This is a genomic window from Arachnia propionica, from assembly GCF_003932785.1.
GTDB lineage: Bacteria > Actinomycetota > Actinomycetes > Propionibacteriales > Propionibacteriaceae > Arachnia > Arachnia propionica_B.
Genome location: NZ_RQYT01000030.1, coordinates 16,060 through 42,860 on the forward strand (window position 1 = coordinate 16,060; position 26,801 = coordinate 42,860).

The following is a 26,801-nucleotide window of genomic DNA, read 5'->3' on the forward strand; positions in this document are numbered from 1 at the left end:
CGAGCCGCCGTTAAGGCAGGCGAGCCGCACCCAACACAGGCGAACCCGCCCAAGGCAGGCGAGCCACGCCCAAGGCAGGCGAACCCGCGGGAGGACAGGCGAAACCGTGTCAAGGCGTTGTTTACGGAGCTGAGGTGGTTGCTCATTTCGGCTTCAGTGCCGTCCTCTCCACCGCTGCTCGCACCGGGGCCGGAGCCTGGGAAGGACCCGTGTCGAGACCCCGTGGGACTCCCGCTCAACTCGAGTTCCGGCACCGTGTGCCAGGGGTCTCGACACGGACGGCGCGCTGGCACGCGCGGTCCGGCTCGACCAGCGGAGAAGAAGGACTTCAGTCCACCATGTCCGCTGGGACCACCCAGGTGTTGCAGCCCTGAAGGGTGGTGATGTGGAAGCCCCGACCTCCCCAATAGGTCAGGGACTCGTTGGATCCGTGGACCTCTTCCCCGAAGATTCCAAGATTGTGCATCACCCTTTCGTAGTCCTCGGCCGTGAAGCCGATGTCGAGGGTGAGCGCCTGTCTGGACTCGGAGCAGATCGCCTGCAGTTCGAGTCGACGGCTGATTTCCCAGTAGTCGATGGGGAGGGAGTATCCCGCGTGGCCGATTCCGCTCTGCAGCTGGATGTGGTGGAAGACCTCGTGGATGGTGGTCATGGCCCCTTCGGTGGGGTGTTTTGCTGCGTAGTTGAGACTCTTGCTGGACAGGTAGAACGTGTTGTTGGCCGAGCAGTAGAACGCGGGGAAACGTGGTCCTTGATATCCGCAAGGCGTCTGGATCTCCCGGTCGTAGCTCTCCACGAGGATCGGCTCCAACGCAACCCCCAACGTCTCGAAGTGCGGGGTCCAGGCCTGGAGGATGCAGGTGGCGAGTTCCTCGGCGTAACGACGGTACTCCTCGTGCGTCTCGAAGTGATACGGGTCGGGGCAGTCCGCCACCGGGTACTCGGCGAGGAACAGGGGATGCTCTGTCAGGCTCTCCGGGAACGAGGTCTGGGTCTGAAGTTCCTCCCAGGTGTGCTCCGGCAGCCAGTCCGGTCGGGGCGGTTGCTGGAACGTGACGAAATCGTCAGCCGTCGGCGGACCTGAGGGACTGGGCGAAGGGCTGGGCGACGGGGTGGGGGTGGCCGTCGCTGAAGGCGACGGCGGCTGTGGGGTTGCGGTCGCACGGAGCTGGTTGTTCAAGTCGGTGAGCCACGGGATGAGCCACAGACTGAGCAGCCCCACCGCAACGATGGCCGCCGCGCCCACGATCTCCGGAGGGTGGCGATTCCACCACGGCTTTCTCGTGAGCGAAGCACGCCTCCTGGTTGTGGGGCGGAGGGACGTCCACGCATTCGTGCTCGCCTTGGCCGGTGACGGTGGCAACGAGACCGACGGGTCCCACGGCATCCGGTACGAGGGAGTCCCGGGTCTCCCAACCGAGGTGGACGACCCTCTCGGGATTGGTGGTGTTCCGCGAGGCGCTCGGGGTCCCCGGGGTCCTTGGATTCTCTGATCCCAGGGCCGACCGCCTCGTTGTGCCACCGTGACTCCTCCTTGTTCAAGGAGTCCTGACGGACGGATCGGGGCCGGGTGCCTGTGCGGCGCGTCTTCTCGGCGCGACGGGGTCAGGCCAGCAGCCCGAGGGGGATGACTGCCACGCCGTCGCCGCGTCGGTAGGCGTACTCCCCGGTGGTGATGACCACCTTGTCGATGAGGCGGTCGCCCAGGTGCTCGCCCAGCCAGTGGAGGTGTCGCACGTCCCTGTCGTCGGGGTCGCGGGTGAGTTTGACCTCGATGGCCACCACGTGGCCTGCCGTGTTCTCCACGATGAGGTCCACCTCGCGGTCGCCGTTGCGGGTGCGCAGATGCGAGACCTGGAGACCGGTGACGGCGGCTCGTACCCTCACGCACAACGTGACCAGGGACTCGAACAGTTGTCCGAGCACTTCCCCGGAGCCGGGGGCTCCGCTGAGCAGTTTCGCCGGGCTGAGGTCGAGGAGTCGTGCCGCCAGTGCCGGGTCGAGCAGTTGGTGTTTCGGGCCCACCTTGAGTCTGGGCAGTGGGGCGAGCGACGAGGTCCAGCCCGGCACCGGGTCCAGCACCCAGATCCGGGTGAGGAGATTGCGGTAGTTCTCGGAGGCGCCGCGGCTCGGTTTGTCGATCTGTCCGGATGTGGCGGCATCCAGGATGGCCGTGTACGAGGCCGTCGTGGAACTGGCCGCGGCGTATGCCCGGAGCCAGTCCGTCAGGGCCTGTGGACGTCGAAGCGTCATACCCTCCTCGGGTAGGTCCCGGTCGACGATGCGGGCAAGGTAGCTGTCGAGCTGGAGCCTGAGGGCAGCGGGACGCATTCCCCGAAGCCCGGGCAGCCCCGAGGCGCAGATCTCCTCCACGTAGTCGGGCAGGCCGAGCGGGCTGCGTCCCTCGATGTCCACTCCGCCCGTCAGGAGGGCTGCGATGTCGATTCCTCCTGGGGCTGCGCCACGTTCGGTGAGCGACATCGGTCGCATGACGACGGTGGCAATCCGGCCTGCGCCTGAATGGCTGGTGGTGCCGGGGCGTGGGGTGGCGCTCCCGGTCAGCAGCACGGCGAGGTTGTGATGTCGGTCCACCGCCCGGCGCACCCGATCCCACACCGGCGGGAAGTGCTGCCATTCGTCGATGAGCAGCGGCTTCTCGCCGGTCAACAGTGCGTCGGTGCCGGCCTGCAGCACGCGGAGCGTGTGGGGGTCGTCGAGCTCGAGGACCCGCTGCGCCCGACGGCGTGCGGTCTCGGTCTTGCCAACCGCCTTGGCGCCCTCGATCGCGATGGCGGGTATGTCGGGGAAGACCTCGTCGAGGAGGTCGTCCAGGGCTCTGCGCAGGTACCGCATACCGCCCAGTGTACAAAACGCATGGTTTCTAGTGTGCAAAACGCATGATTTCTGCTGTGCAGAACGCCGCCCCATCGCTGGTGGGTTGAGTGGAGGCTGCGCGGGGATCGGCAGGGTGGCCTCCTGGCAAGGTGGACGGCTCCCTGCAGGAACATCCTGTCCTGAAGGACACGGCTTCGTCCGTCAGTGACCGATGGAGGACGAGATGACTGTGTACGACCTGCTGAGCCGTGTCCGTGAGGACGAGCGCCACGATCAGTTGATGAAGCCCGTGAATGTGCTGGCACAGCACTTCCCGGGTGTCTTCACCGGCCCCTACGAGGGGAGGCCCGGCGAGGAGCTGGACATCGTGGAACGGGAGCTGGGGCACATCCAGCGGATCAGCGACGAGCTCGCCGAGATCGCCGATGGGCTGCCCGAGCTCGCGCTCGCCGCCGAGGAGGAGCGTCGACGGCGCCGGGGGAGGCTGGTCCTCCTCGGCCTGCTGGCCACCGTCGTCGTGGTGATCCTCGTCGTCCAGGGGATCCTGTGAGCGCCCGGGCGCGCTTCGCGAGGGCGCAGGCCGAACTCGCCTCCGGGGAGGAGCGGATGCGTGAGCACTACGAGCGCGCGGTCGGCGCGATGGCCGCCCACGCGCGACGCGTCGACCGTGAGGAACGCGCGATCGCCGACACCGTCAGAGAACTCGTGGCGGCAGGCCACGTGGCCGATCTCGGGGCCTGGTCGTCCACCGACTGGGAGGGCTGGACCCCCGATCCCCGCATCCCCGACGAGGTGCGCGTCGGTCACGTCGACGGCACCGAGCTGGCGCACCTCCCGGCCACACTGCCCCTGTTCCGCGGCCAGCCGATCCTGCTCACCACCGAGGAGCCCGAGGCCTGCGACCACGCCCGCACCATCCTGAGGAACCTGGCGCTGCGGATCGCCGCGGCTGCGGGCCCCGACGTCGTCCTCCACCTCATCGACCCCTTCCGGATGGGGCACGGCTTCCTGCGGGAACGCGACCTGCCGGGCGTCGCCCCCGCCGGCGCCGACGCCATGGACAACCTCAGGGCGGCCCGCGATGCCGCCCACGCCGACTCCCTCACCGGCCCCGACGGACGACGGCACGTCGTCCTGGCCATGGACTATCCGCGTGGATTCACCCATCAGGGGATCGACATCCTCAACAGCCTCCCGCAGCTGCCGAACACCCAGCTCATCCTGCATCACGACCTCCTCGCGCCCGAACCCGCGATCTCCGGCCTCGACCTGAGGGATGTCCTCGTGATGGAGGTCGCATCGAATGGTGTGGCCTTGGGGTGTTGGGGCAGACTCCTGGCCCTGCTCGACCCGGCAGCCCCCGACGACCTGTTCCACCGCATCCACGACGCGTTGGCCGCCAACCTTCCCGCCACCAACGCCAACTGGGGTGACGTCAACGCCGTCGACCCCAGCCTGTGGTGGTCGGGGAGGGCCCGCGAGCGGGTCGTCGCGACGGTGGGGACGGACACCGCCGGGCGCCCCATCGAGCTCACCTTCGGGCAGGATCAGGCCGGGGTGTGGCTGTCGCACCTCGTCATCGGCGGGACGACGGGGTCCGGCAAGTCGATGCTGCTGCACTGCCTCATCACGAGCCTGGCCACCCGGTACGGCCCCGACGAGCTCCAGTTCCTGCTCATCGACGGCAGGGACGGCGCGGAGATGCAGGCTTACCGGGAACTCCCGCACGCCCAGGCCGTCGCCATCCACACCCCGCCGGACATGGCCGCGGGCATCATCCTCGACGTCCACAAGGAGCTGACCCGACGCCACCAGTTGCTGGTCCGACACAAGGTCCCGGCGCTGCGCGATCTCCCGTCCTCGGAGTCGACCCTGCTGGCGCGGCTGGTGGTGGTGATCGACGAGTACCAGGTGTATCTCGACGACATCACCAACGGCGTGGGGGAGGCCCTGACCGACATCGCCGCCCGTGGCCGCGCCGCCGGTATCCACCTGGTGCTCGCCTCGCAGAGTTTCCACGGGGCCGGGGCGGGGCATCGGGCCCAGTTCTTCAACAACGTGCAGACCCGGGTGGCGTTGCCGATGCCTGCGAACACGGTCCAGATGCTGACGGAGTTCAGCTCCGATGCTCGCCGCCTCATCGGTTCGCACTGCCGAGAGGCGGGCGACGTGGTGGTGCACTCCGGGATCGGGGCCGCCCCGGATGTGGCCGGTCGGGTGGGTTTCCTGCCGGGCGAGCAGCTGGCCGATCTGGTGGCGGCCCTCGCTGCGAAGGACCGCCGTCGGCCTCTGGTCCTGGACGGCAACGCCCCGCCGTCGGCGGCCCGGAACCCGGCCCTTCAGGGCCTGGCCCGCGTCCCCAGGACGGCGACGGTGGATGCGTGGGCGAGCCGTCCCGAGGCGGAGGGAGGGCTCGGGGTGGTGAACTGGCCCGCCCACGACCTGCCCGCGGCGTTCATCGTCGGACGTTCCATGACCGTTCACGGCTCCGCCTTCGCGGTGGTGAAACGGGCGGCCCGGCAGAACGTCGCCGTCCTGGCCGATGACGCGGAGGTCCTCACCGGGGTGCTCCAGTCCGGCCTGGCGAGCCTGTCCGCGTCGTGTCTGCCCGGCGGCTGCCAGGTGTGGGTGCTGAGCCAGCTCCGTGGGCGGGAGGGATCGAGCTGGCGTGGTGGTCTCACCGATCGCCTGTCCGAGATCCTGGCCAGCTGGCAGCACAGTGTGCGGGTCGCGGCCGACGGTGCCGCCGCCGTCGCGATGGTGGCGGCCGCGGTGGTGGAGTTGGAGCGGCGTCGAGCCCTGACCGCGGACCAGCAGGCGGAGCAGGACACCCTCGTCGTCGTGGCGGCCGGGCTGGAGGCGTATCAGGAGTTCCACGGCATCGAGGGCCGGTACGAGACGGAGCTGTCCGAAGCCACCGCGCACCTGGCCCGGCTGGCCAATGACGGGCCGCTGCTGGGGATCCACGTCGTGTTGGGGGCGACGTCGCGGGATGCGTGGGAGCGGGTGTGGCCCACCCAGCGGATGACGGCGTTCAACCATCGGTTCTGCGGGCAGTTGTCGCAGACGGATTCCCAGTGGCTTTTCGGCGACCAGCGGGCCACCGAGGTGGAGCCGGGCGGCGTCATCCAGGGGCCGCGTCGGATGGGCTACAGCGACGCGGTGTCGGGGTCGCAGACGGTGTTCCTGCCCTACGTCTGCGGAGCGGACCTGGACCAGTCGTTGGCGGGGTTGGTGAGGAGCTGACGTGTCCATGAATGAACTGCGTGTGGCGCTGCCGCGTTTCCTGACGGCGCTGGAGGCCTTCCACCGCGACCTCGCCCGGAGCGCGGAGGCCGTCGAGGAGGCGGAGAAGCGTCTGCTCGCGCTCGGCGACGACGACTTCCTCCAGCAGTTCGGGGCGCAGCTGCGTCGGGTGAAGGAGCCCACGGACCAGTACCGGAAGGGCACGCCCCGGGTGGAGGCGGCGGTGAACGACAAGATCCAACGAGTGGAGAGGTACTTCCATGGCTGATCCGGTGATCCTGGCCGAGGCCATCGACGACTACGCGGATGCCCTGGAGCGTCACCGCGCGGTGATCGGTCGTGGTTTCGGCGACGTCGACAAGGCCTTCGTGCACCTGATGCAGGTGTGGCAGGGCGAGGGGGCGGCGGAGTTCGGACGTCGCTGGGAGGCTGCGACGGGCGGGTTCGAGCCGTTGTGTGCGGCCCTGCCGACGTTGCTGAAGGAACTGCGGTCGCGGGCCGTGGTGTTGCGGGGGATCTGATGGCCGATCCAGGGGTGTTGATCCGGCATCTGCGCCGCTTCCAGGGCGAGTTGACCACCGTCGCTGCCTCCGCGGCCGGTGAGGTCCGCAGCACCCACGACGAGTACACCGTGTTGTCGCAGCAGGTGGCGGCGGCGAGTGAGAGGGTCCAGCGGTCTGAGGGGGTCGTCGAGGACTGGAGGTCACGGGTGGCCGAGATGGAGCGTCAGATGGTGCTGATGGAGGAGTCCGTGAAGACGCTCAGGTCCAAGGTGGGGCGGGTCACTACCCGGTCGCGTCGGGTCGCGGAGGTGGTTGGGCGGATGCTCAAACGCTGCCGGAGACGACTGGAGGCGTCCCGGAAGGATCTGGAACACATTGATGTGGAACTGCAGACGGCGAAGGGGAAACCACGGGCGGTGTTGCTGCAGCGTCGCGCAGAGGTGCAGCAACGCATCGGCTGCTGTGAGGCGGCGGTGGAGGCCTGCCGTCGGGCCGATGAACTGGTGGTGGAGGCACGGGAGATCGTGGTGCTGGCTGAGCGGGAGGCGTCGGTGGCGAACGATCAGCATCTCCGAGCCAAGGAGGAGACGGTCAAGGCTCGCTGCCAGCTGGGACAGGCCGAGCCGGAGGTGGAGACGGCCCGGCACAACGGTCTCAAGGCGGAGGACCACGAAAAGGCGGCCAGGAAGCAGATCCAGGCACAGCAGGATGCCGCAGCGCGTTCGGCCCGGCTGGTCAGCACCGGGGTGGATCAGATCGATGCGGCAGTGTCACAACTCAAGGGCATCGACGGGGCACTGTGATGACTGGTCAGAGCACACTTCAAACGGCTGTACAGGGCTATGACAAGGCTAGGGATCAGCTGGCCCGGGTGTGGGAGGACGACCGGGCGATGCGGATGCGGGCCGAGGTGCTGCATCCCCTGGCCGCAGATCTGGACGCCCAGGTCCGGGCCGAACAGCAGTGGCGTCAACATCATGAGGCGGCCGTGGCGTGTGTCGCGGTGATCGAGGAGCGTCTCGACGAGGCTCAGAACCACATGACACCGTGCGCGGAGGCGGAGCGACAGGCCAGACAAGAACTGCTGGATGCAGCGAACGCCATCGAGTCCGGGATGCGGGCCGTCGAGACGTGTACTGATCGCTGTCTGCGCGCTCTGCGGGCTTTGGAGGCTGCGGTGCCCTGTGGGGGAAAGGTGCCGGTCTCCCTCGGGGATTGGGCGGAGATTGGCTGGTTGGTGACCAAGGCGGGAGTCCGGGCGTGTGTGGAACAGGGAACCAAGCAGGTGGCATCAAACCTGATCGAAGATGGTGTGGCGGGGGTGCTCAGGGCCGAGGCTCCGCCGTACACCCATGAGGTCTCCGAGCAGGTGCTAGATCAGGTGATCGACGCGGGCAGGCTCACCGCCGTGAGGTCCCGGGCGTGGTGGGAACGGTTCAGGAAGCGCAGGGACCGCAGGTGAGGTCACAGGCTCAGCAGCCACACGATGACCGGGGTGAGGAGCAGGACGAGCACCGTCGTCGAGACGAGGCCCCGTCCCAGCCGGGTGAAGGTCATGGGGGTGATGCCCTGCACCAGCCAGGCCTCCCGCGTGGCGCCGAGGCGTGGGCCGTGGACGAGGAGGACCTGTCCCTCGTCGATGGGGATGTCGGCTGCGATGTTGACATGCTCGCGGCCGCCGGAGTGCTCGACGATGACCTGCCAGCCGTGACGGGAGGGGGCGGCGCCGCTGGTGAGGTTGGCGCCGAGGCGGAGCCCCGTGCCGAAGATGGAGCCGACCATCCGCAGCAGGGCGCTCATGCAGCCGTCGAGATGGACCTTGCTGAGCAGCCAGGAGGCGATGGCGAGGATGAGGAGCAGCGGCCACAGCATCATGAACAGGCCCAAGGTCGCCTCGACGATGAGATCTCGGGCCTTGATGAGGAACAGGATCGGGGTCCCGAGGAGCAGGACGGTCCTGATCGGGAAAACACCCCAGACCCAGGCCCGGCCGGTGGGGGAGACGCTGACCACCTCGCCGCGCACGCTGAGGAAGCCGGACCGGCCGGAAGTCCGTCGTGGGCTGGCGGGAGTGGGCTGCTCGGGACGACGCTCCCAGGGTGGCGGAGGGCTGGTCGGGGAGGTCGGCGGCAGGACGACGCGTCGAGAACCGTGCGGACTGCGGTTCGGGCTGGACGGGCCGTCGCAGCGCGTGCAGTGGTCCTGGGCGCCGAGGTAGCGCTTGCAGCGGGGGCAGGTGCGGGCCATGGCTCCTTCTCCGGGGTGACGTGGGTGGAGTGCTTCCACAGCCATTACTGACGGCCAGAGGACATGGAAGGGAAGGAAGTCGAGGATGTATCCGGTCATGGTGGGGGTTGGTGTGGCGGTCCGCTGGGCGCTGCTGTACGTGCCGCTGGTGTTCGTCACGCAGCTCTGGGCGGGCAGCCAGTACAGCCCGGGGCAGGGCGGCGGCTGGCAGGAACTGGCGCTCTGGGCGGGGATCTTCGGTGTGGTGACGGTGGCGGCCTGCGTGGAGCGGGCCTTCAACGGGGACCGCATCGTCGATCCGCAGGCGGTGCTCAAGGTGGCGGCGATCGGCCACGTGGTGGGTGCGATGATCGCGGTCTTCTGGTTCACGGCCAAGGGAGGCCCGAACCGGAGCGACTGGTTCATCGCCCCGGCAACAGCGACGGTGTTCGTGGCTCTCTGGGTCCATCTGCTGGCAGCGAGAATCCCCGAGGAGATGGAGGAGTGAGCCCTTTGGGACGTTCATGAGTGCGCGCCTTGGGTGGTTCGCTGGTCGAGCCGGACTGCGAGCGCCAGCGAGCAGTCCGTGTCGAGACCCTGCTGACGGCCCCACGGAACCCTTGCGAGATCTCGACTCTCGGGCGCTGAGCGCCCTCAGGGTGGGCAGCGTGAAGGGGGCTCGATCCGGCCCTTGTGAACAGTTCCTCCGTGTGCGATCCCTGTCCGTCAGTGAAGGGCAAGAGAACAACACGAGCTGGCGACCTGCCGGCTTCGAGGGTTCGGCGCTCGCCACGGTGGCGGGTGCCGAAGGTAAGGGGGTTACATGTCCAAGGTGTTGACATCGTTGCCGACAGGGGAACGCGTCGGACTGGCGTTCTCCGGAGGTCTTGACACCTCCGTCGCGGTGGCGTGGATGCGTGAGAAGGGAGCGATTCCCTGCACCTACACCGCTGACATCGGGCAGTACGACGAGACGGACATCCAGTCGGTTCCGGGGCGTGCCGCCCAGTACGGGGCCGAGATCTCCAGGCTCGTGGACTGCCGGGAGTCGCTGGTGGAGCAGGGGCTGCACGCCCTGGCCTGCGGGGCCTTCCACATTCGGACGGGAGGTAAACCGTACTTCAACACCACCCCCATCGGCCGGGCGGTGGCGGGCACCATGCTGGTGCGGGCGATGGCCGCGGATGACGTCAACGTCTGGGGTGACGGCTCCACCTACAAGGGCAACGACATCGAACGGTTCTACCGGTACGGGCTGCTCGCCAACCCCGACCTCAGGATCTACAAGCCGTGGCTGGACCAGGAGTTCGTCGACGAGCTGGGCGGTCGCCAGCAGATGAGCGAATGGCTCACTGCCCGGAACCTGCCCTATCGGGACTCCGCTGAGAAGGCCTACTCCACCGACGCGAACATCTGGGGCGCCACCCATGAGGCGAAGACCCTGGAGGAACTCGACGTGTCGATGGAGATCGTGGAACCCATCATGGGTGTGCGGTTCTGGGATCCCGCCGTTCCCATCGCCGAGGAGACCGTGACGGTGGCGTTCGAACGCGGCTACCCCGTCGCCATCAACGGGGAACGGTTCGACGATCCCGTCCAGCTCGTGTTGAAGGCCAACGAGATCGGTGGCCGTCACGGGCTGGGGATGAGTGACCAGATCGAGAACCGGATCATCGAGGCCAAGTCCCGCGGCATCTACGAGGCGCCGGGCATGGCATTGCTGCATCTCGTCTATGAGCGACTTCTGACCGCGATTCACAATGAGGACACCCTCGCCAACTACCAGAGCGAGGGAATTCGGCTCGGGCGGCTCCTCTACGAGGGACGCTGGTTCGATCCGCAGGCCATGATGATCCGCGAGTCACTGCTGAGATGGGTGGCCTCCGTCGTGACGGGGGAGGTGACGGTGAAGCTGCGTCGTGGGGACGACTACACCATCGTCAACACCGTCGGCGACGGATTCAGCTACCAGCCGGAGCGGCTCAGCATGGAACGGGTCGAGGACGCCGCCTTCGGTCCTCTCGACCGGATCGGTCAGCTCACGATGCGGAATCTCGACATCGCGGACACACGCGCCAAGCTCACCACCTATGTGCAGCAGGGGCAGCTGTCCGGGGGTGAGGCGAGCAGGCTCGTCGCGCAGCTGGAGATCGCAGCGCCGGAGGCGGCTGAACCAGTGGGGACCGTGTGATGGCGAAGGATGTGCTCGAGAGGGTCTTCATCGCCTGGGGCGGTACCCAACGACTGGCGACCCTGGTGGGGCAGCGGATCTCCGAGCTGGGGTTCGACCCCGTCGTAGGGGGCGGGAGTCCGACGGAACTGTTCATCGGGACGCAGGTGTTCTCCCAGATCCGGGGGTGCACGCGGGCGATCATCCTCGTCAACGGTGAGGGAATCGAGGCCAATCCGGGGATTGGCCTCAACGACAACCTGATGTTCGAGTGGGGGTACATCACCGGCACCTACAGCCCCAACAAGCTGCATGTCTTCCTCATCGACATCTCCGTCAAGGATCTCCCGAGTGACCTCGGGGGCTCCTGGGCGACGGAGGTGACGACGCAGGAACGGGATGTCGAGGAGATCGCCGATGCCATCGTTGAGGCGTTCCAGAAGGATGCTCGCCGCCATGTGGAGCTCGACAAGTTGAAGATCATGCACATGTGGGAGGACGTGAAGCGTTTCCTCGACATGCATGACACGAGTCCGCAGTGCTCTGACCTGGAGTTGGCGCAGTACCTACTGCACACGGCGGAGGTGTGCGACTACTACATGGAGGAGGAGTACACCGAGTCGCTGTTGAACAAGGTGCAGCCATCGTCGAGCATTCTCAGTTTCGTCATCCTGCTGCTCAAGAACAACATCCGACTCGGCCTCGAGACCGGGGGGTTGGCCGAGCCGTTGCCGTTCGACTCGTTCACGGAGATGCGGGCGGTGTTCGAGAGCAAGTTCGACTTCTCGTATCAGGATGAGGAGATCGATCTGTGGTTGCGCTATTTCACGGCGCGGCGGTTGAGCCTGCTCTACAGGCTGGTGTCCCTCAACGAGGACTTCTCCGACGAGGAACGTCTCGGACTGCTGCAGTCGACGGTGAGTTTCTTGGAACGGGCCGGGGAGATCTTGGAGGAGATCAGCAAGCGATTCCCGCTGGACGCCTCCTACGTCAATCTCTACCGAGGTTACGTCGAGCGTGACAAGTACCGGGTCTACGACTCGCTGGGGCAGAAGGAGGAAGCCGAGGTCAGCAACGCGGCGGCGCTGGTTGCGAAGGAGTCCTTCTACCTCACCTACAAGGAGAAGTACCCACACGACACCTTCATGATCCGCCAGCTGGCCCAGGAGTACTACCGGAGCCAGGCGGAGCGGATGGACTTCATCACCGATGTCACGGAGAAGGTCGTCATCAAGAAGACCCTCAGGTCCTTCCTGTCGAAACTGGACAAGGACAATGGGCGCCAGCACGTCGTCCTGCAGGAGCTGAGGCGCAAGCTGGGCTGAGACCCCCAACAACGAGGGCCGGGAGCTGAATGGGCTCCCGGCCCTCTGCCTCGCCGCCCGTCCTGAATCCATTGGTCGAGCCACGAGGTGAGCGTGTCGACCACACCCCCTTCCTTCAGGCGCCCCGTCCAGCTGGTCTCGTCAGCGCGCTGATTCGCCTGCCTTGGGTCAGAAACGCCTGCCTTCTTTCACTTTGCCTGCCTTTGCCTGCCTAACTGGGCAGGCGAGCCGCCGTTAAGGCAGGCGAGCCACACCCAGGACAGGCGAAACCAGGTCAAGGCAGGCGAATCCACCGCGGTCACGAAGCGCTGCCTGGAGGGTTGTGCGGGTCTCGACTCGGACGGCTCGCTGTCGCTCGCGGTCCGGCTCGACCAGTGGGGAAAGGTTCGCGGGTGTTTCAGGCACCCAACGCGACCGAGTCTGGACCTGGCGCACCACGTTTCAATCCGCTTTGAGGTTCGCGGGTGTTTCAGACTTCAGGGGAGGGACTGGGAAGGGTTCAGGGCGAATGTTTCAATCCGCTTTCCCGTTGGTCGAGCCGAGGCCAGTGGCCTCGTGTCGAGACCTCCGCAATCATTCGCTGTAAACCTCACCAGGTCTCGACTCGGACTGCTCGCTGGCGCTCGTGGTCCGGCTCGACCAGCGGGGGAGAGGTTCGCGGGTGTTTCAGACGACCGTAGCCGATGACTACGACCTGATCCTCATGTTTCAATCCGCTTTGAGGTTCGCGGGTGTTTCAGACGATCCGAATCAATCGCCTGAACGGCGATTGGAACCTGTTTCAATCCGCTTTGAGGTTCGCGGGTGTTTCAGACCTGGGAAGTCATATATGGAAGCGAGAAAATAAAGTTTCAATCCGCTCTGAGGTTCGCGGGTGTTTCAGACGGAAGCTCAAGTGAAAGGAGTAGACGAATGACGTTTCAATCCGCTCTGAGGTTCGCGGGTGTTTCAGACCGCGGATCTGGCGCCCGACAGCCTGAGGCAGTTTCAATCCGCTCTGAGGTTCGCGGGTGTTTCAGACTGCCCTGATCCTGACCCGCCCCGACGGCCTGGTTTCAATCCGCTCTGAGGTTCGCGGGTGTTTCAGGCCGAGATATTGAACTCACAGTGGGAACACAAATGTTTCAATCCGCTCTGAGGTTCGCGGGTGTTTCAGACCTCCCGTGTGTGTTATCCAACTGTGGAACGACGTTTCAATCCGCTCTGAGGTTCGCGGGTGTTTCAGACCCTACCCCTCTGGAGGCGCTGTTGACAAGGGGGTTTGCGGGGGTGTTGCACACTTGGCCGGTCTCGGGCGTGTCGCGGAGGGGTCCAGAGGGTCGAAATCGGGTGTTTGCCCTTGTCAGACAGCATGCACACCTGAAGCGGTTTCGGGGTGTCTCGTTGCCACCCTCTCGTGGGGGTGTCGCGAAAACTGTCATCTCACATCCCGTTCGTGGAGCCGAGGCTGGACGCCTGGTGAAGGTCTTGCGCGCCGGGGAGTCGCTGGTGGACCCGGAGGGCTGCCATCGGATCTTTGCCCCTGTGGGTTCCAAATGGTCGTTTCCCCCGTATGGGAGTGCCCTGAGTCAGCACCCTCCAGTGGCGTCCCAGGACCAGTCCCTCAGAAGGATGTGCGTGATGATCTTGTCGTCCCTGGGGGTCCTGTCCTCGTCGAAGCCGAAGTAGCCGTCCGGGAAGAAGATCATCTCGCGTTCACCTGAGCGGACGACAGGAAGGTCGCTTCCCCCATAGTTGTCCAACTTGTGCTCGATGCGCAGGTCGGGGTGGAGCTTCTTGATCTCGCCCAGGGTCATTCCGACCCTCGCTCCGGCGTAGGTGACGACTGGGCTCTGCATGGTGGGATCGTCGGGCTGGTGCACGAAGACCTCGAAGGCCACGGTTGCCGTGGGGTCCTCCAGTTTGAAACCCATCTGGTACAGCGAGATGCCGCGACCTTCGTAGCCGGGCAGGGTCTTCCAATCCATGCAGCCGTCCGGATCTTGCACGAGCTCGTTACTGGCGAACAGGGTCTTGTCGGTCACCTTGTAGGGGCCGAGCCCGTCGAAGGACAGCACCAGCGCGTCGGAGGACGGACCGCAGCGGCACAGGAAGATGTAGCGGATCACGTTGTCAGCCCCGGTCAGTACCCGCCAGAACAGCCCGGTCTGGCTTGCCGGGTACACCCGCACATGGTCGTTGCCCTCCGTCAGCTGGACGATGGGAGTGCCGAGGAACTCCTCGGCCGCAGAGATCTGCTGCCCGACACCGATGCCATCGATGGTCTGCCGCTGTGAGTCGCCACCGGTGCCGATGGCCACCAGAACGTCATCCTTGAACAGCCACTCGCAGTCCAGCCACACCACGACGGTGACCGTCTGACCGTTCCATTCGCGGGTGGTCGTGGCGTCGAGGGCGGGGAAATCGGGGATCGCTGCCCGGATTGCCGAATGCGTGGCGCCGACGGTGATGCCCTCCACGCCGGACGGCGACAGGGAGCGCCTGGCCTTCAGCTCATCGAGAGCTGCCGTGGCCCGAGACTCCAACTGCTTCCCGGTGTCCGCGGTGGTGTAGTAGCCGCCGGTGGCTTCTGCGACGCAGCGCACGTCCTCCTGATCCGTACGGAGGCTCACCACGGAGATCGTCAGCTCTGGGTTCTGCTCCTTGAGTTCCTTCGCCACATCACAGGGCGGGGCCGCCTGGCAGGTGTTCTTCCCGTCGGAGACCAGTACGATCCGGCCCGGCTTTCCACCCAGCTGGCCGGCGGCCTCCCTCAGGGCCGGGCCGATCGGGGTCCAACCGCCAGCGGTGACGGCGTCGACCTTCGTCTTCAAGGCAGCGGCATCCACCGCACCCAACGGGGACAGGACCTCGACGTCCTCGCAGCCCTGCTCCGCTGTGACCTCCTCGCCGTGCATCCTGGTGCCGTAGCCGACGAAGGCGGCTTGTGAATCCGCCGGGAGGGCGGTGAAGATGCCATTGACGGCGGCCTGGGCCGCGGTCATGCGGGTGAGGCCGGAACCGGCGTCGTCGTGCTTCATCGACCCGGAGGCGTCCAACACCACCACGACGGGCAGGGAGGTGCGGGGATTGGCTGTCTCGGATGATCCTGAGGAGGGTCCCGACGGCGAGACGTCGGCCGACGGGGATGCCTGCGCCCCGCTGGAAGTGGGGCCCGACGGGCCTCCTTCTCGCACATCCGGGATCTTGGTCTGGTTGCCGCACCCGGTGAGGAGGAGCGCCACCGTCACGGCAGCGGAGAAGGCTCGTACATTCATCTCTTTCCCTTTCACGGCTGGTTGATGGCAGCATAACTCTTTCTCGGGCTGCTGAGCGTGTTTGAAAGGGATTTCGACCTTCACCTTGCGCTACTTCTGGCCTTGCGCAATCGACTTGAGCGGAATCATTTCCTGTCCGTCAGTAACAGTGGAGTCGATCATGTTTCGGCTGGATGAAGGAGGAAACCGTGACTGATCCTATGAATCCGGCTGGGAGCCAGCGGCCCATGCCCCCGGGCCCTGGGCCGTTCCTGGCCGAGTCGCAGGGGGTTGAAGGGCCTCCGCTCACCCCGGAAATGCCCATGACTGTCGGGGTCGCGCCCCCGGCCAAGGGGAAGAAGTCGAAGCTCGTCGTGGTGTTGGCTGTGGTCGTCGGGCTGCTCTTCCTCGGTGGGGGAGTGTTCGCGGCTGTCACGTTGCTGAAGAAGGCGCCCTCGATCGCAGCTGCTGAGTACCTGCCCGACGGGGCGATGTTCGTTGCCACGCTCAACCTCAATCCCTCGTTGGAGGACCAGAAGGAACTGGCGGAGATCGTGGACGAGTTCCCCTCGGAGCTCACCCAGGACATCGACACGGATGGGGGTGGCTTCAAGCAGTCTGTGTGGAGCTTCGTTGTGCGGCAGTCGTACTACGAGGACGTGGAGTGGGCGGATTTTGAGGACTGGCTGGGTGACTCCGTGACCTGGGCCATCTACGAGCCGGAGGAGCCCGAGGGCGAGTACGACAGGCTGGCGCCGGTTCTTGTGATGCAGCACACGGATGCCGACGCGGCACAGAGGTTCGCTGAAGAGCACGTTGTTGAATCTGAGCACGGCTGGTGGGGATTCAACTTCTACCGGGTGGTCGGCGATCAGCTGATCCTCTCCCGCGACGAGATGCCCAAGCATGAGAAGATCCAGAAGGCGCCCCTGAGTGGCAACCAAGACTTGAAGTCGATGTTGTCGAAACTCCGGGGCAACTACGTGGTGACCGGGTGGATCAATGAGCAAGGGATCTCGGATTTCGCCAGCAGGTCGTTCTACCAATTGCACTCGGTTGAGTCCTTCCTGGTGGATCAGCGGATGGCCTTCGGGATCGGTGTCGAGCAGGGAACCGTCGTGACGGACCTTGTCGCGTGGCAGAAGAAGAAGCTCGAAGGGAATCCTGAGAGCGTCGGTGAACTGGTGGGGAACCTGCCCGACGATGCAACCGTCGCCTACGGCGTCGGCACCACCGAGCAGTCCATCAGCGACACGTGGGACGCCCTCAGCGCACCTGACGGCTCGTGGTTCTACTACCTCGAACAACTCGGGGTGAACTCGAAGAAGGACCTGGGCCACGTCGCCGGAAAGCAGCTGGCCTTGTATCTCCCGCCGAGCATCTTCGGGGCGACGAGTGACTTTGGCCAGCTTGCCTCCGGAGGGCTGGTGGTCAAGACCGATGATCCGCGGAAGCATTCGAGGGTCATCGAGGACATCGCTGGCCAGGTCGGCGTCGTGGTGGACAGTGAAACCAAGGGCGACAAGGTCTACAGCACAGTGAACGGTGACACCGATGATCTCATGGAGCCTCGCGGGAAGCTGGCCGACGACGAGGCGTATCAGGACGTCATCAAGGACCCGAACGGGGCGTCCGTGATCATGTACGTCAACGTCGGAAGCATCACGAAAGGTCTGGCCCAGCAGGGCGGCATCGACACTGAAACTGAGAGGATTTGGCGACGGGTGACGGCCGTCGGTCTGGTGGCCAAGAAGAACGACGACCACCACAGCTCACTCTCCATGCGAGTCTCCTTCAAGTAGTCACGTCGCAACCGCTCCGGGGTGGGGCACCCAGCTGTGGGTGTCCCACCCCGGATGTCTTCTGAACAACGAGGACGAATCTCGGGTGTTCGAACCGCCGGGCGGGCTCAGTGGTTCGAACGAAGGCTTCTGGCCCCACCCCTCTGGCGGGACAGTTGGACAAGGGGCACGCGAGCCGTCGCCAAACTGGCATCTCACGTCACGGCGTCCCCGTTGGTCGAGCCGCGGTGGGAGATCTCATGTCGAGACCTTCGCCTCCGGTCCTTGGGAACTTCTCTGGGTCTCGACGCGGGCGGCTCGTTGAGGGTGGCGGTTCAACCACCACCTTGTCCGCTGGTCGAGCCGAGGCCGGAGGCATCGTGTCGAGACCTCCTTGACCGTTTGCTGGGAACCTCGCCAGGTCTCGACACGGACGGCTCGCTGACGCTCGCGGTCCGGCTCGACCAGCGGTTGAAGGTTCGCGGGTGTTTCAGACAGGCGGTGCTTAGTACGCAGCTAAGCGCCCCGGCCACAGTGTTTCAATCCGCTCTGAGGTTCGCGGGTGTTTCAGACTTCCGATTCCGCGAAGAGGTGGAGCTCTGGCGGTTTCAATCCGCTCTGAGGTTCGCGGGTGTTTCAGACTCCCAGCTGGTCGCCGCAGCCTACCCGGCGCGGCGTGAGTTTCAATCCGCTCTGAGGTTCGCGGGTGTTTCAGACGGAAGACCCTGTACACAATTTCTTTGAATGGGAGTGTTTCAATCCGCTCTGAGGTTCGCGGGTGTTTCAGACAGTGTCTTCGTTACATATATAGCAACGAAGTCGTTTCAATCCGCTCTGAGGTTCGCGGGTGTTTCAGACCTGGGGTTCAGTGCATGGACGACCCCTCTATACGAGTTTCAATCCGCTCTGAGGTTCGCGGGTGTTTCAGACCGGCCTAGGTATGGCGTACCTAGATCGTTACTGGTTTCAATCCGCTCTGAGGTTCGCGGGTGTTTCAGACCGGCCTAGGTATGGCGTACCTAGATCGTTACTGGTTTCGGTGTTTCAGACAGGAGGCATTAGGCCCTCCGGCTGCTATATTGAGCTCGTTTCAATCCGCTCTGAGGTTCGCGGGTGTTTCAGACCATACCCCTCTGGAGGGGCTGTTGACAAGGGGGTTTGCGGGGGTGATGCACACTTGGGCGGTCTCGGGCGTGTCGCGGAGCGGTTTGGAGGGCTGAAATCGGGTGTTTACCCTTGTCAGACCGCATGCACACCTGAAGCGGTTTCTGGTCGTCTCGTTGCCACCCTCTCGTGGGGGTGTCGCCAAAACTGTCATCTCACATCACCGCGTAGTGGAGGATCCTGGTGGGTGGTTCCGCTTGGCCGATGCAGGTCACGTCGTTCCAGCAGGCTGCGCACTGGCGGATGATCCACAGGGAGTCGGTGTCCTCGTCGATGATGTCTGCTGCCTTCTCCTTGATGAGGTCCAGTTCCTCGGGGGTGGTGTTGAGCAGGAACACTGAGTACTGAATGCGGTCGCCGAAGGCCTGGAGCAGGGCCGCCAGTTGGGCCCGTCGTTGATCCTCCGTCACGTCGTAGGCCGCCAGATGGGTCACCGCCATGCCAGTCCCGTCCATTTCTGCGTCGGATCCATGATGGCGGCCCGCAGTCGCTGTGCCTGCCGGTACAGGTGATGGCGGCGGGTGGCCCGGACGTCCTCCAGGGCCCCGGCCACATGGGTCAGCATCCGCTGTTCGAAGGCGGCGATCATCGCCTCCCGACCCGCTGCCGTCAGGTGGATGCCTCCCCTTCCGTCGATGTCCCGGCCGTGAGCCGCTGTGAGAGTGCCCCGTCGGGCCGCCGACATGACGACGTGATCCACGACGAGGGGGCGGAACTCCTCCATGAGGTCCAGCGCCAGGCTGGGGCGGGTGTCGTGGTCGGCGTGCAGGACTCCGATGTCGGGGTCCAGTCCCGTGGCGCGGATGGCGGTGACCGCCTCGCCGAGCAGCAGTGTGTAGAGGAACGACAGCGCCGCGTTCATCACATCCCGGGGTGGCTGGCGGGAACGCTCCTCGAACCGCAGCTCCTCCGGCAGCAGGGCCCCGAAGCGTGGCCAGTAGACCCGTGCCGCCGCCCCCTCCAGGCCCATCAGCTCGTCCCGGTTGGTGGCATCGGGGATCATCCGTCCCAGCGCCTGGATGTGATGGGTGACCTCGGCGGTGTGTTCCGCCTCAGCCCGTTTGGAGAACCGGCGCAGGAGGGTCACCTGGTGCCGCAGTTTCGCAGCGACGATCTCCCGGGCTATCTCCATCTCCCGTTCCGTGCCGTCGATGAGCAGCTGCGCCAGCAGGCGACTCCGCCTGGCCGGCCACGAGTCGTTGACGATGGCGCCCATGTAGCTGCCCCGTCTGGACGCCAGCAGAATGTCGATGTTGTTTCGCAGGGCCCAGCTCCGCGCCCAGGCGGAGATCCCGACAGCACCGAAACAGACGATCCGGGCGATGTCGCTGACCGGAGCCGACAGCAGTTCCTTGTCGCCGTGGACCACCTCGAGGCGCCCCTTCGACACCTGGATGCGGCTGCCCTGCCGCGCCACGTAGAGCACCTTCTTGTCGGGTTCCTGGATGCGTCCCTCCCCGGTCGCGGGAGGGTATCGGGGGCCGAACTCCTCCCCGAGGAACGCGAATCCCTCGTCGAAACTTGTGATCCCGGTCTTCTCGGCTCCGAGTTCCATGCCGATTCCTTTCAGTGCAGCGGTGGCGACGCGGAGGGCCTCCGGTCCGTCGTCCGGCGAGTCGAGGCCGACGACGAGGTCGTCGGCGTAACGGACCACCGGGAACCCCGCATCCAGGAGGGCCTCGTCGAGGGGGGTGAGAGTGAGATTGGCCAGCATCGGGGACAGAGCGGCCCCTTGAGGGAGGCCCGGGAAGGGCATCGTCCGGCCCTTCTGATCGCGGGTTCGCCGGTCCAACAGCAGCATCACGAGCTGGTGGATGAGCGGATCGTCGATCAGCCCGTCCAGCTGCCGTTTGATGAGCGGCACCGGCAGCGAGGGAAAACAGTTGTGGACGTCGGTGCGCAGCACGTGTGTGCAGCCCTCCTCCCGGAACCGCACCACCTCGGCGACGGCGTCAGCGACGCCCAACCCGGGCCGGTACCCGTAGGCGGTGCTGCCGAACAGCGGATCAACGCGAGGGGTGAGGTGCTCAAGAATGGCCCGCTCCACGATGCGGTCCCTCACCGGCGGGATGTCCAGGAACCGCTGCCCGCCCTTCTTCGGAATCGCCACCCGGGTCAGGGTTCGCGGCTGATAGGAGCCATCCGAGAGCTCGACGACCAGAGCTGCAAGATGCGTCTCCGCATCCTCGGCGAACCGCTCCACCCCGACGCTGAGATCCCCATCCTGGGCGTCCTTCCGCAGCACCCGCTCCCAGGCCTTGGTCAATGCGGGCAACTGCAGACAGAGCGGGAGTTCAAGGCCAGAAAGAACATCAGCGCTCATCCATCCTCCTTGACGGTCGTCATTGCTGTTTTCAATGTTCGGTTGTTTTTCCTGGGGTGAGGTCATGGTGGCCTGTGTGCGGTCCTGTCCTCCGCTGGTCGAGCCGAGGCCGGAGGCCTCGTGTCGAGACCTCTGGAACCGTTGGCCGGAATCCTCGCCGGGTCTCGACTCGGACGGCTCGCTGGCGTTCGCGGTCCGGCTCGACCAGCGGGGGAAGGTTCGCGGGTGTTTCAGACCAGAAGTTATCCTTCCGGACATCGAACTGAGGACGTTTCAATCCGCTTTCCCGTTGGTCGAGCCGAGGCTGGAGGCCTCGTGTCGAGACCTCCGCAAGCATTCGCTGTAAACCTCGCCAGGTCTCGACTCGGACTGCTCGCTGGCGCTCGCGGTCCGGCTCGACCAGCGGGGGAAGGTTCGCGGGTGTTTCAGACCATAGAGATTCCGATTTCAAGAATAACCTTCAGTTTCAATCCGCTTTGAGGTTCGCGGGTGTTTCAGACCTCACGATCATCTTCGTGGGCATGTTCTTCTCGGACCTGTTTCAATCCGCTTTGAGGTTCGCGGGTGTTTCAGACGGTCTTCGCCAAGATGGTGGAGGAAGAAGGCAGTTTCAATCCGCTTTGAGGTTCGCGGGTGTTTCAGACTCGACGACTGTTGCGGCACGCTGGCCACGGTGACCATGTTTCAATCCGCTTTGAGGTTCGCGGGTGTTTCAGACGACACCGAATACGGCGGCTATTTCACCATGACGTTTCAATCCGCTTTGAGGTTCGCGGGTGTTTCAGACACGGGAAGGCCTGGGTCACCTTGTCTTTCCCGTTGTTTCAATCCGCTTTGAGGTTCGCGGGTGTTTCAGACGGTCCGCGCTGGACACCCAGGCGGTGTGGTGATGTTTCAATCCGCTTTGAGGTTCGCGGGTGTTTCAGACTCGCCCAGGCAATCTGGTCCCATTGCTGGGACCTCAGTTTCAATCCGCTTTGAGGTTCGCGGGTGTTTCAGACCGTCCCTAGCGAGGCGCACGCCTAGGAATCTGGGGGGTTTCAATCCGCTTTGAGGTTCGCGGGTGTTTCAGACAAGGCCCGTATCAGTCGCCTGAACGGCGACTGGAGTTTCAATCCGCTTTGAGGTTCGCGGGTGTTTCAGACCCTACCCCTCTGGGGGGCCTGATGACAAGGGGGTTTGCGAGGCCGTTGCACACTTGACCGGTCTCGGGCGTGTCGCGGGCGGCTCCAGAGGGTCGAAATCGGGTGTTTGGCCTTGTCAGGTCGCATGCACACCTGAGGCCATTTTTCGTCATCTCGTTGCCACCCCTTCCGGGGGTGTCGCCAAACCTGGGCGCGACACCTCCAGGGCCCCGGCTCCCCAGGTGGTCTTGGCCCCCACGCCGATGAGTTCACCCGCCTGGAGGAGCAGGTCGATGAGGCGGCGGGTCTCCTCGGGGCCCGATGCGGCCCATTCGATCTCCCCGACCGCCAGGGCGACCTCGCGGGCCCGACCGTTGCGGCCCTCCCGCCAGCTGCGGGTGGCGAGGTCGATCCGGCAGGGGGCGACGGCCCGGATGGCCTCCCGCATCGCTGACGTGTCCGGCTCCCAGCCCCACACCTGGGCCAGACGGCGCCGGATGCTGTTCAGCACCGCCTCGGGGGAGGGCCACGGCATGCAGATGTCACCACGTTTGAACGTCACCCCGGTCGGGAACTGGAGCGTCCACCTCCTGCAGGGGGCGCCGACCAGCTGCTCCAACCTGGCGGAACCCACCTCCCGGAGCCCCGTCACGAGCAGGGCCACCTGCCCCAGCCGCTCCGCACGGCCGAGGAACAGGCGCTTGACCAGTACAGACGACAACTCGTCCCGGAGCAGAGCCAGCCGGATGCCCAGTGTGTCCGGGGTGGAGCGCCGCCAACGCACCCAGTAGTCGTGTCTCCCGTGGTGCGATTCCCCGTCGGGGTCGAGATCATTGCTGTGCAACCATGACGACGTCAGCGAATGGACCCCGGCAGGGGAAGGGGCCAGTGAGTGATCCTGACCCGGCAGCACCTTCAGGGTCACCTCCCACTGCCGCACCCGTCCTGGAGGCAGAGCGAGCCAACCCCTGCGTTCCCGGGAGCGGCCCGGGAGCAGCCGAAGCGGAGCCGGTGGCAGCGTCGCCCCGTGCAACACCAGGGGACTGTTCACCATGTCGTCTCCTCCCCCTGAAGCCACTGCAGATACGGCCTCGCCTCGTCCGAGACGGATGGAAAACTCCCCAGCCCTCGGCACCCGCGCTGCGTCCCCCGCTCATCCCGAACCTCGTCCATGGGGAAGAAGAAGTCGCCGCGACGTGCTGCGGCGGCGCTGATACGGGACACGATGAACCCTGTTCCCGCCTCGTCGTCGGGAACTCCGGTGAGAGGCCCCGGCTCCAGCCGGGTGTGAGGCACTTCCAGGCCATCAACCCGAAGCGGCTCCTGTGGGACCCGCCGATCCGAGCGACGGACCCAGTCCCGCCCCTGCTCGGGCCCCTCCCAGACGCGAACCACCTCATCGCCCCGGTACAGCGTCACGTCATGAGGGGTGAGGTTGATCAGGCGGTTCAGATCCCCGCAGCCGCCACCCTGCCCCGCCACGCGGGCCAGCGGGAATGCGCCACCGGGGGCCGTCGTGCCGACCGGAACATACTCACTTCGTCTCCCGTCGTCGTACCAGGCGAACTCGTGGACCTGAACGGCGACGGTGTTGCAGTGCCGTGCCGTCAACGCGGCCAGCGGTGCGCTGCCCGAGATGCTCAGATGCACCGGCCCCAGCCGCGACAAAAGACGGATCACCGCCCCCAGCATTCGGGCCAGGTTCTCGCCCTCCTCCGGCGGCACCCAGGACCGCCCCGCCCGGTCCCGGGGGCCGGTCACATTGAGGACGATGGTGGGGGCGTCACCGAGACGCGCCGCCAGATCTGCCACCGGTGCAGGATTGTGAGGCCTTGTCGCCAGGTGCACGACCACCCCCCGGCCAGGCTGCTTCCCCGCGAACAGCTCCTTGACCGCATCCTCGGTCGGAATCCGATCAGGGGTGATCTCGACCGGGGCTGACGCGTCGACCCTCATGGACAGCGAGGAACGCAGCGGATCAGGGGAGGGAAGCGACCGCCACACCCTCCCCGGTTCGTAGGAGTCCAGCCAGGAGAACTCCTTGATCCCACGTGCTTCAGGGAGCGCTGTCCCCAGCACCCAGGCGACGCTCGGATGACATCCTCCCGAGAAGGACACCTTGGTGATGCCCCTGTTGTGCACGGCGTCGATGATGAGAGGGAGGGTCAGCTGCAGGCAGCGGTAGTCCAGCTCGGCTGGGAGCCGGTTCTCCGGGTTCTGCCGCAACCGGATGGTCAGGTCGGCGTCCCGTCGAGCGGCTCGGGATGCCTCATCGCTGTTCGGCACCGGCCGCGTCTGAACCGCGATGTTCACCTCCTGATCCAGCAGGTGCGGACGTCGGGCGCGAAGTCGATGACGCAGCAGATCCCGCAGCAGCATGGGAAGCTCCGACACCGCCGGGACATCCGAGCTCCCTGCCAGCAGGCCGTATTGTTTCGCGTTCCGCAACAGATGGCTCTCGGCCCGATCCCGGGTCAGCGGCCCCTTCGCGACGCGTCGACGACGGTGGGACGTCCGGGCGTCGGAGGTGAGGCCCAGCAGCCGGTCGGGGGCGTCAACATCGAACCCTGACCGGCCCTCGGCGGAGTCGCGGATCGTGTTGACGACGTAGAGGCGGAACCGCCGCGGATCGTTGCGCAGCATCCGCTGCAGATGCGGTACCTCGTACCTGCGCACGAAATCGCTGTGCGCGAGCTCCGGTGTGACGATGAGGATGCCCGCGCTGATCCCGTCCTCCATGGCCTCCCGGACGGACCGCGCCACGTCGCCCGCCGGGAGGTCGGCGAGATCCCGCCACGGGATGATCCCGCCACACCGGAGGAAGGTCTCCACGAAGTTGGCGATCCACGTGCCGTCGCTCTGCCGATACGAGATGAACACCGGCCCGTCGCGACGACCCAGATGGCGACCGGTGCGGGTGCCGCTAGCCATCATGTCCACCCCTTCCCACCGGTGCGACGGTGAAGCGTCCGTACCCGGAACTGGTCATGCCCCCCAGGCCGAGCTTCTGCAGGCCGAAGGTCAGGATGGTCATCGCGGCCTCGGCCCAGTCCTGGCTCTCCGGGCAGTCCAACGTCACGAGGAAGCGGGTGCCCTGCGGGACGACGAGGAACTGGATCGGAACCGGATCCTGTGAGTCATCCGGTGCTGTCCCGCCCTGCGACGAGTAGTAGTTGCCCGCGTGCGGGGTCATCACGTCCAGCTTGAACAAGGGCGCCTCCGCATCGGGGAGCAGCCAGCCGTCGTTGAAGTTCACGTAGCCTCGGGACTCGGTGGTGCCGAACATCACCTCCGACTCCAGCTCGGACAGTCCGAACGTGGCCGCCGCCCGCAACGCCAGTCCCTTCAATGCCGAGCCCGGCAGGTACGGAACCCCCCAGGTGCCGTGCAGGGTCAACCCGTTCTCCATCGGCGAGAAGCTGCCCGTCCCGATGGCGAGGGAACTCTTCGTCGTCGCCCAGCGCTGCGTCACACCCGGAAGCTCAGCGGACATCCGCGACCACCGTCGAGCAGCGACCGCGTAGGCCCGAGGGGAGGACAATGTGGTGAACGGCTCCAGCTGATCCAGCCAGGTGCTGCCCTCAGGAGGTGGATCCACTGTCGCCAGGGCGATGCCCGCGTGCTGGCATCGCGCCACATCCGATGCCTTCATCACGCCCCCTCCCCGTCGTCGTCACCGCCGGACTCCACCTTGAGGATGGACACCGCGAAGCGGCGCATCATCGCCCAGGTGTGCAGCACCTCGTGGGTCCAGGCCATGAGCTTCAGGGCGTCCTGCTGCCTCGTCAGAGCCGACACAACGCCCGACTCGTCCAGCTTCAGGATCCGGGCCACGTCCGCGAGGATGGCCCGGTGCGCCTTCGCACGCTCATCCGAACCGGTGCTCTTGCTGCTGATGAACAGGACGGCGGCGAGCAGCCCACCCTGCATCACCATCATCGGGAACCGGTGGCACAGTCGGCCGTACACCGTCGCCTCCGCCCGATTCAGCCGGGAACTGACCAAGTCATGGGCCAGTGTGATGCGCTGCTGGGACAGGGTCTCGATCATCACGCCTCCTCGGCCGCCGTCGTCAACACCAGGCCACGCCCGACGGTTCCCTTGCCGCCGACCCGTCGCAGCTGCTGCGGCCGGAACACGTCCGCGTCGGAGCTGCGACCACAGATCACGAAACTCGTCAGCAGCGACTCGGCGGGGATGCACTCCTCCCACCACAGGGCGCCGTGCTGCACGGTCTTCGAGTTCGGATCCAGCCGCACATGCGGGGAGATGTCGAGGCTCGTCTCGCACAGGAACGAGAACACCTGATCGCTGACCACGCAGAGCCGTTCGGCGATGTTGCTGCGGTCCTCGTCCGAGAAACCACCCAACAGGACATCCGAGTACCGGCGGAGTTGCTCGACGGAGCCGGTCTGTCGCAGCCGGTAGTCGCGCAGCTGCACATGCCCTGCGGTCACGAGTCGCTCCGGGGCGATGACGCCGTCCTCGGTCACCGTGATCGGGGGCAGTTCGCCCTGGCCGGGAAGCAGGGAGGCGCGGTCCCTGCGCAGCCGGTAGAGCACGACAGGGCAGGTCACCAGGGCAAAGGTCCCCTTGAAGGAGGGAACCGCCAGGGCGAACAGTCGGGCATCCGTGAAGGTCACCTCCCCCTGCTTCTCGAGCGTTCCGTAGCGGGCGTTGGCGGTCTCGTCGTAGACGCCGTCCCGGAAACCGCCCTTGATGCCCGATGCGGGAAGGATCGGGAATCCCGTGGCGGCCTCCCGCGCCACCGGCAGGTCGACGAGGCCGCCGCCGTCCTGCCCAGTGCCGACGTGCAGCGGCGTGATCGCCTGCCAGACGAGGTTGAGGGTCACCTGTTCAGTCATTGT

21 protein-coding genes and 3 CRISPR repeat arrays are annotated in these 26,801 nt (G+C 65.8%); of the genes, 10 read left to right on the forward strand and 11 right to left on the reverse strand.

Annotation, left to right across the window (positions count from 1 at the left end; all coding sequences use genetic code 11):
- Positions 1-328: 328 nt before the first annotated feature.
- Together EII35_RS11185 and EII35_RS11190 are read right to left on the reverse strand one after the other, a co-directional pair.
- On the reverse strand, positions 329-1,246 hold the full coding sequence (locus tag EII35_RS11185; protein ID WP_185744292.1) for a neutral zinc metallopeptidase: 918 nt from the start codon (positions 1,244-1,246) through the stop codon (positions 329-331).
- Positions 1,247-1,605: 359 nt separating this feature from the next.
- Positions 1,606-2,853 carry an ATP-binding protein gene (locus tag EII35_RS11190; protein WP_125228553.1) on the reverse strand — a complete coding sequence of 416 codons (1,248 nt, stop codon included), beginning with the start codon at positions 2,851-2,853 and terminating at the stop codon, positions 1,606-1,608.
- A 205-nt stretch (positions 2,854-3,058) separates the two neighbouring features.
- Between EII35_RS11190 and EII35_RS11195 the strand changes: the two genes are divergently transcribed.
- The 6 genes from EII35_RS11195 to EII35_RS11220 all read left to right on the forward strand — a co-directional run bounded on the left by EII35_RS11195 (position 3,059) and on the right by EII35_RS11220 (position 8,046).
- Positions 3,059-3,385: a hypothetical protein gene (locus EII35_RS11195; protein ID WP_125228554.1), complete on the forward strand. Its 327-nt coding sequence runs from the start codon at positions 3,059-3,061 to the stop codon at positions 3,383-3,385.
- Positions 3,382-6,081, forward strand: a complete 2,700-nt coding sequence (locus tag EII35_RS11200; protein WP_125228555.1) for an FtsK/SpoIIIE domain-containing protein — start codon at positions 3,382-3,384, stop codon at positions 6,079-6,081. Before EII35_RS11195 ends, EII35_RS11200 begins: the two co-directional genes overlap by 4 nt.
- A 7-nt stretch (positions 6,082-6,088) precedes the next feature.
- Entirely contained in the window at positions 6,089-6,349 is a 261-nt protein-coding gene (locus tag EII35_RS11205) for a hypothetical protein (protein ID WP_125228556.1), read from the forward strand.
- Positions 6,342-6,602 (forward strand): hypothetical protein, encoded by a 261-nt coding sequence (locus EII35_RS11210; RefSeq protein ID WP_125228557.1) that lies wholly within the window; start codon positions 6,342-6,344, stop codon positions 6,600-6,602. The genes EII35_RS11205 and EII35_RS11210 overlap by 8 nt, the downstream gene beginning before the upstream one ends.
- Positions 6,602-7,387, forward strand: coding sequence for a hypothetical protein (locus EII35_RS11215; protein WP_125228558.1), 786 nt, complete (start codon positions 6,602-6,604; stop codon positions 7,385-7,387). The genes EII35_RS11210 and EII35_RS11215 overlap by 1 nt, the downstream gene beginning before the upstream one ends.
- Before the next feature lie 68 nt (positions 7,388-7,455).
- Positions 7,456-8,046 carry a hypothetical protein gene (locus tag EII35_RS11220; RefSeq protein ID WP_125228559.1) on the forward strand — a complete coding sequence of 197 codons (591 nt, stop codon included), beginning with the start codon at positions 7,456-7,458 and terminating at the stop codon, positions 8,044-8,046.
- A 2-nt stretch (positions 8,047-8,048) separates the two neighbouring features.
- On the opposite strand, the gene EII35_RS11225 is transcribed toward EII35_RS11220, so the two are convergent.
- Positions 8,049-8,831 (reverse strand): hypothetical protein, encoded by a 783-nt coding sequence (locus EII35_RS11225; protein ID WP_125228560.1) that lies wholly within the window; start codon positions 8,829-8,831, stop codon positions 8,049-8,051.
- An 85-nt stretch (positions 8,832-8,916) separates the two neighbouring features.
- Between EII35_RS11225 and EII35_RS11230 the strand changes: the two genes are divergently transcribed.
- The 3 genes from EII35_RS11230 (at position 8,917) to EII35_RS11240 (ending at position 12,305) form a co-directional block, all read left to right on the forward strand.
- Positions 8,917-9,318 carry a hypothetical protein gene (locus EII35_RS11230; RefSeq protein ID WP_125228561.1) on the forward strand — a complete coding sequence of 134 codons (402 nt, stop codon included), beginning with the start codon at positions 8,917-8,919 and terminating at the stop codon, positions 9,316-9,318.
- 315 nt (positions 9,319-9,633) lie between these two features.
- The gene (argG, locus tag EII35_RS11235; protein ID WP_125228562.1) at positions 9,634-11,001 is read left to right on the forward strand and encodes an argininosuccinate synthase; all 1,368 of its coding nucleotides are present in this window, start codon (positions 9,634-9,636) and stop codon (positions 10,999-11,001) included.
- Positions 11,001-12,305, forward strand: coding sequence for a TIR domain-containing protein (locus tag EII35_RS11240; protein ID WP_125228563.1), 1,305 nt, complete (start codon positions 11,001-11,003; stop codon positions 12,303-12,305). The genes argG and EII35_RS11240 overlap by 1 nt, the downstream gene beginning before the upstream one ends.
- A 705-nt stretch (positions 12,306-13,010) precedes the next feature.
- Positions 13,011-13,532: a CRISPR direct-repeat array (repeat unit 37 nt; unit sequence GTTTCAATCCGCTCTGAGGTTCGCGGGTGTTTCAGAC).
- Positions 13,533-13,873: 341 nt separating this feature from the next.
- Here EII35_RS11240 and EII35_RS11245 read toward each other — a convergent pair.
- Positions 13,874-15,562, reverse strand: a complete 1,689-nt coding sequence (locus tag EII35_RS11245; protein ID WP_125228564.1) for a vWA domain-containing protein — start codon at positions 15,560-15,562, stop codon at positions 13,874-13,876.
- Between the two features lie 302 nt (positions 15,563-15,864).
- Between EII35_RS11245 and EII35_RS11250 the strand changes: the two genes are divergently transcribed.
- Positions 15,865-17,343, forward strand: coding sequence for a hypothetical protein (locus EII35_RS11250; protein ID WP_125228565.1), 1,479 nt, complete (start codon positions 15,865-15,867; stop codon positions 17,341-17,343).
- A 515-nt stretch (positions 17,344-17,858) separates the two neighbouring features.
- Positions 17,859-18,446: direct repeats of the CRISPR family, unit length 37 nt; unit sequence GTTTCAATCCGCTCTGAGGTTCGCGGGTGTTTCAGAC.
- Positions 18,447-18,641: 195 nt separating this feature from the next.
- Here EII35_RS11250 and cas2 read toward each other — a convergent pair.
- From cas2 to cmr4, 7 genes are all read right to left on the reverse strand, one after another.
- Positions 18,642-18,926: a CRISPR-associated endonuclease Cas2 gene (cas2, locus tag EII35_RS11255; protein WP_125228592.1), complete on the reverse strand. Its 285-nt coding sequence runs from the start codon at positions 18,924-18,926 to the stop codon at positions 18,642-18,644.
- Positions 18,917-20,809 carry a CRISPR-associated endonuclease Cas1 gene (gene cas1 / locus EII35_RS11260; RefSeq protein WP_185744293.1) on the reverse strand — a complete coding sequence of 631 codons (1,893 nt, stop codon included), beginning with the start codon at positions 20,807-20,809 and terminating at the stop codon, positions 18,917-18,919. Before cas1 ends, cas2 begins: the two co-directional genes overlap by 10 nt.
- Before the next feature lie 463 nt (positions 20,810-21,272).
- Positions 21,273-21,954: a CRISPR direct-repeat array (repeat unit 37 nt; unit sequence GTTTCAATCCGCTTTGAGGTTCGCGGGTGTTTCAGAC).
- A 148-nt stretch (positions 21,955-22,102) separates the two neighbouring features.
- Complete coding sequence (cas6, locus tag EII35_RS11265; protein WP_125228567.1) at positions 22,103-22,987, reverse strand: CRISPR system precrRNA processing endoribonuclease RAMP protein Cas6; 885 nt, start codon at positions 22,985-22,987, stop codon at positions 22,103-22,105.
- Complete coding sequence (locus tag EII35_RS11270; RefSeq protein WP_125228568.1) at positions 22,981-24,867, reverse strand: TIR domain-containing protein; 1,887 nt, start codon at positions 24,865-24,867, stop codon at positions 22,981-22,983. Before EII35_RS11270 ends, cas6 begins: the two co-directional genes overlap by 7 nt.
- Positions 24,857-25,585: a type III-B CRISPR module RAMP protein Cmr6 gene (gene cmr6 / locus EII35_RS11275; protein ID WP_260465109.1), complete on the reverse strand. Its 729-nt coding sequence runs from the start codon at positions 25,583-25,585 to the stop codon at positions 24,857-24,859. Before cmr6 ends, EII35_RS11270 begins: the two co-directional genes overlap by 11 nt.
- Complete coding sequence (gene cmr5, locus EII35_RS11280) at positions 25,585-25,983, reverse strand: type III-B CRISPR module-associated protein Cmr5 (protein WP_125228570.1); 399 nt, start codon at positions 25,981-25,983, stop codon at positions 25,585-25,587. Before cmr5 ends, cmr6 begins: the two co-directional genes overlap by 1 nt.
- Complete coding sequence (gene cmr4, locus EII35_RS11285; RefSeq protein WP_125228571.1) at positions 25,983-26,798, reverse strand: type III-B CRISPR module RAMP protein Cmr4; 816 nt, start codon at positions 26,796-26,798, stop codon at positions 25,983-25,985. The genes cmr5 and cmr4 overlap by 1 nt, the downstream gene beginning before the upstream one ends.
- Positions 26,799-26,801 lie beyond the last annotated feature (3 nt).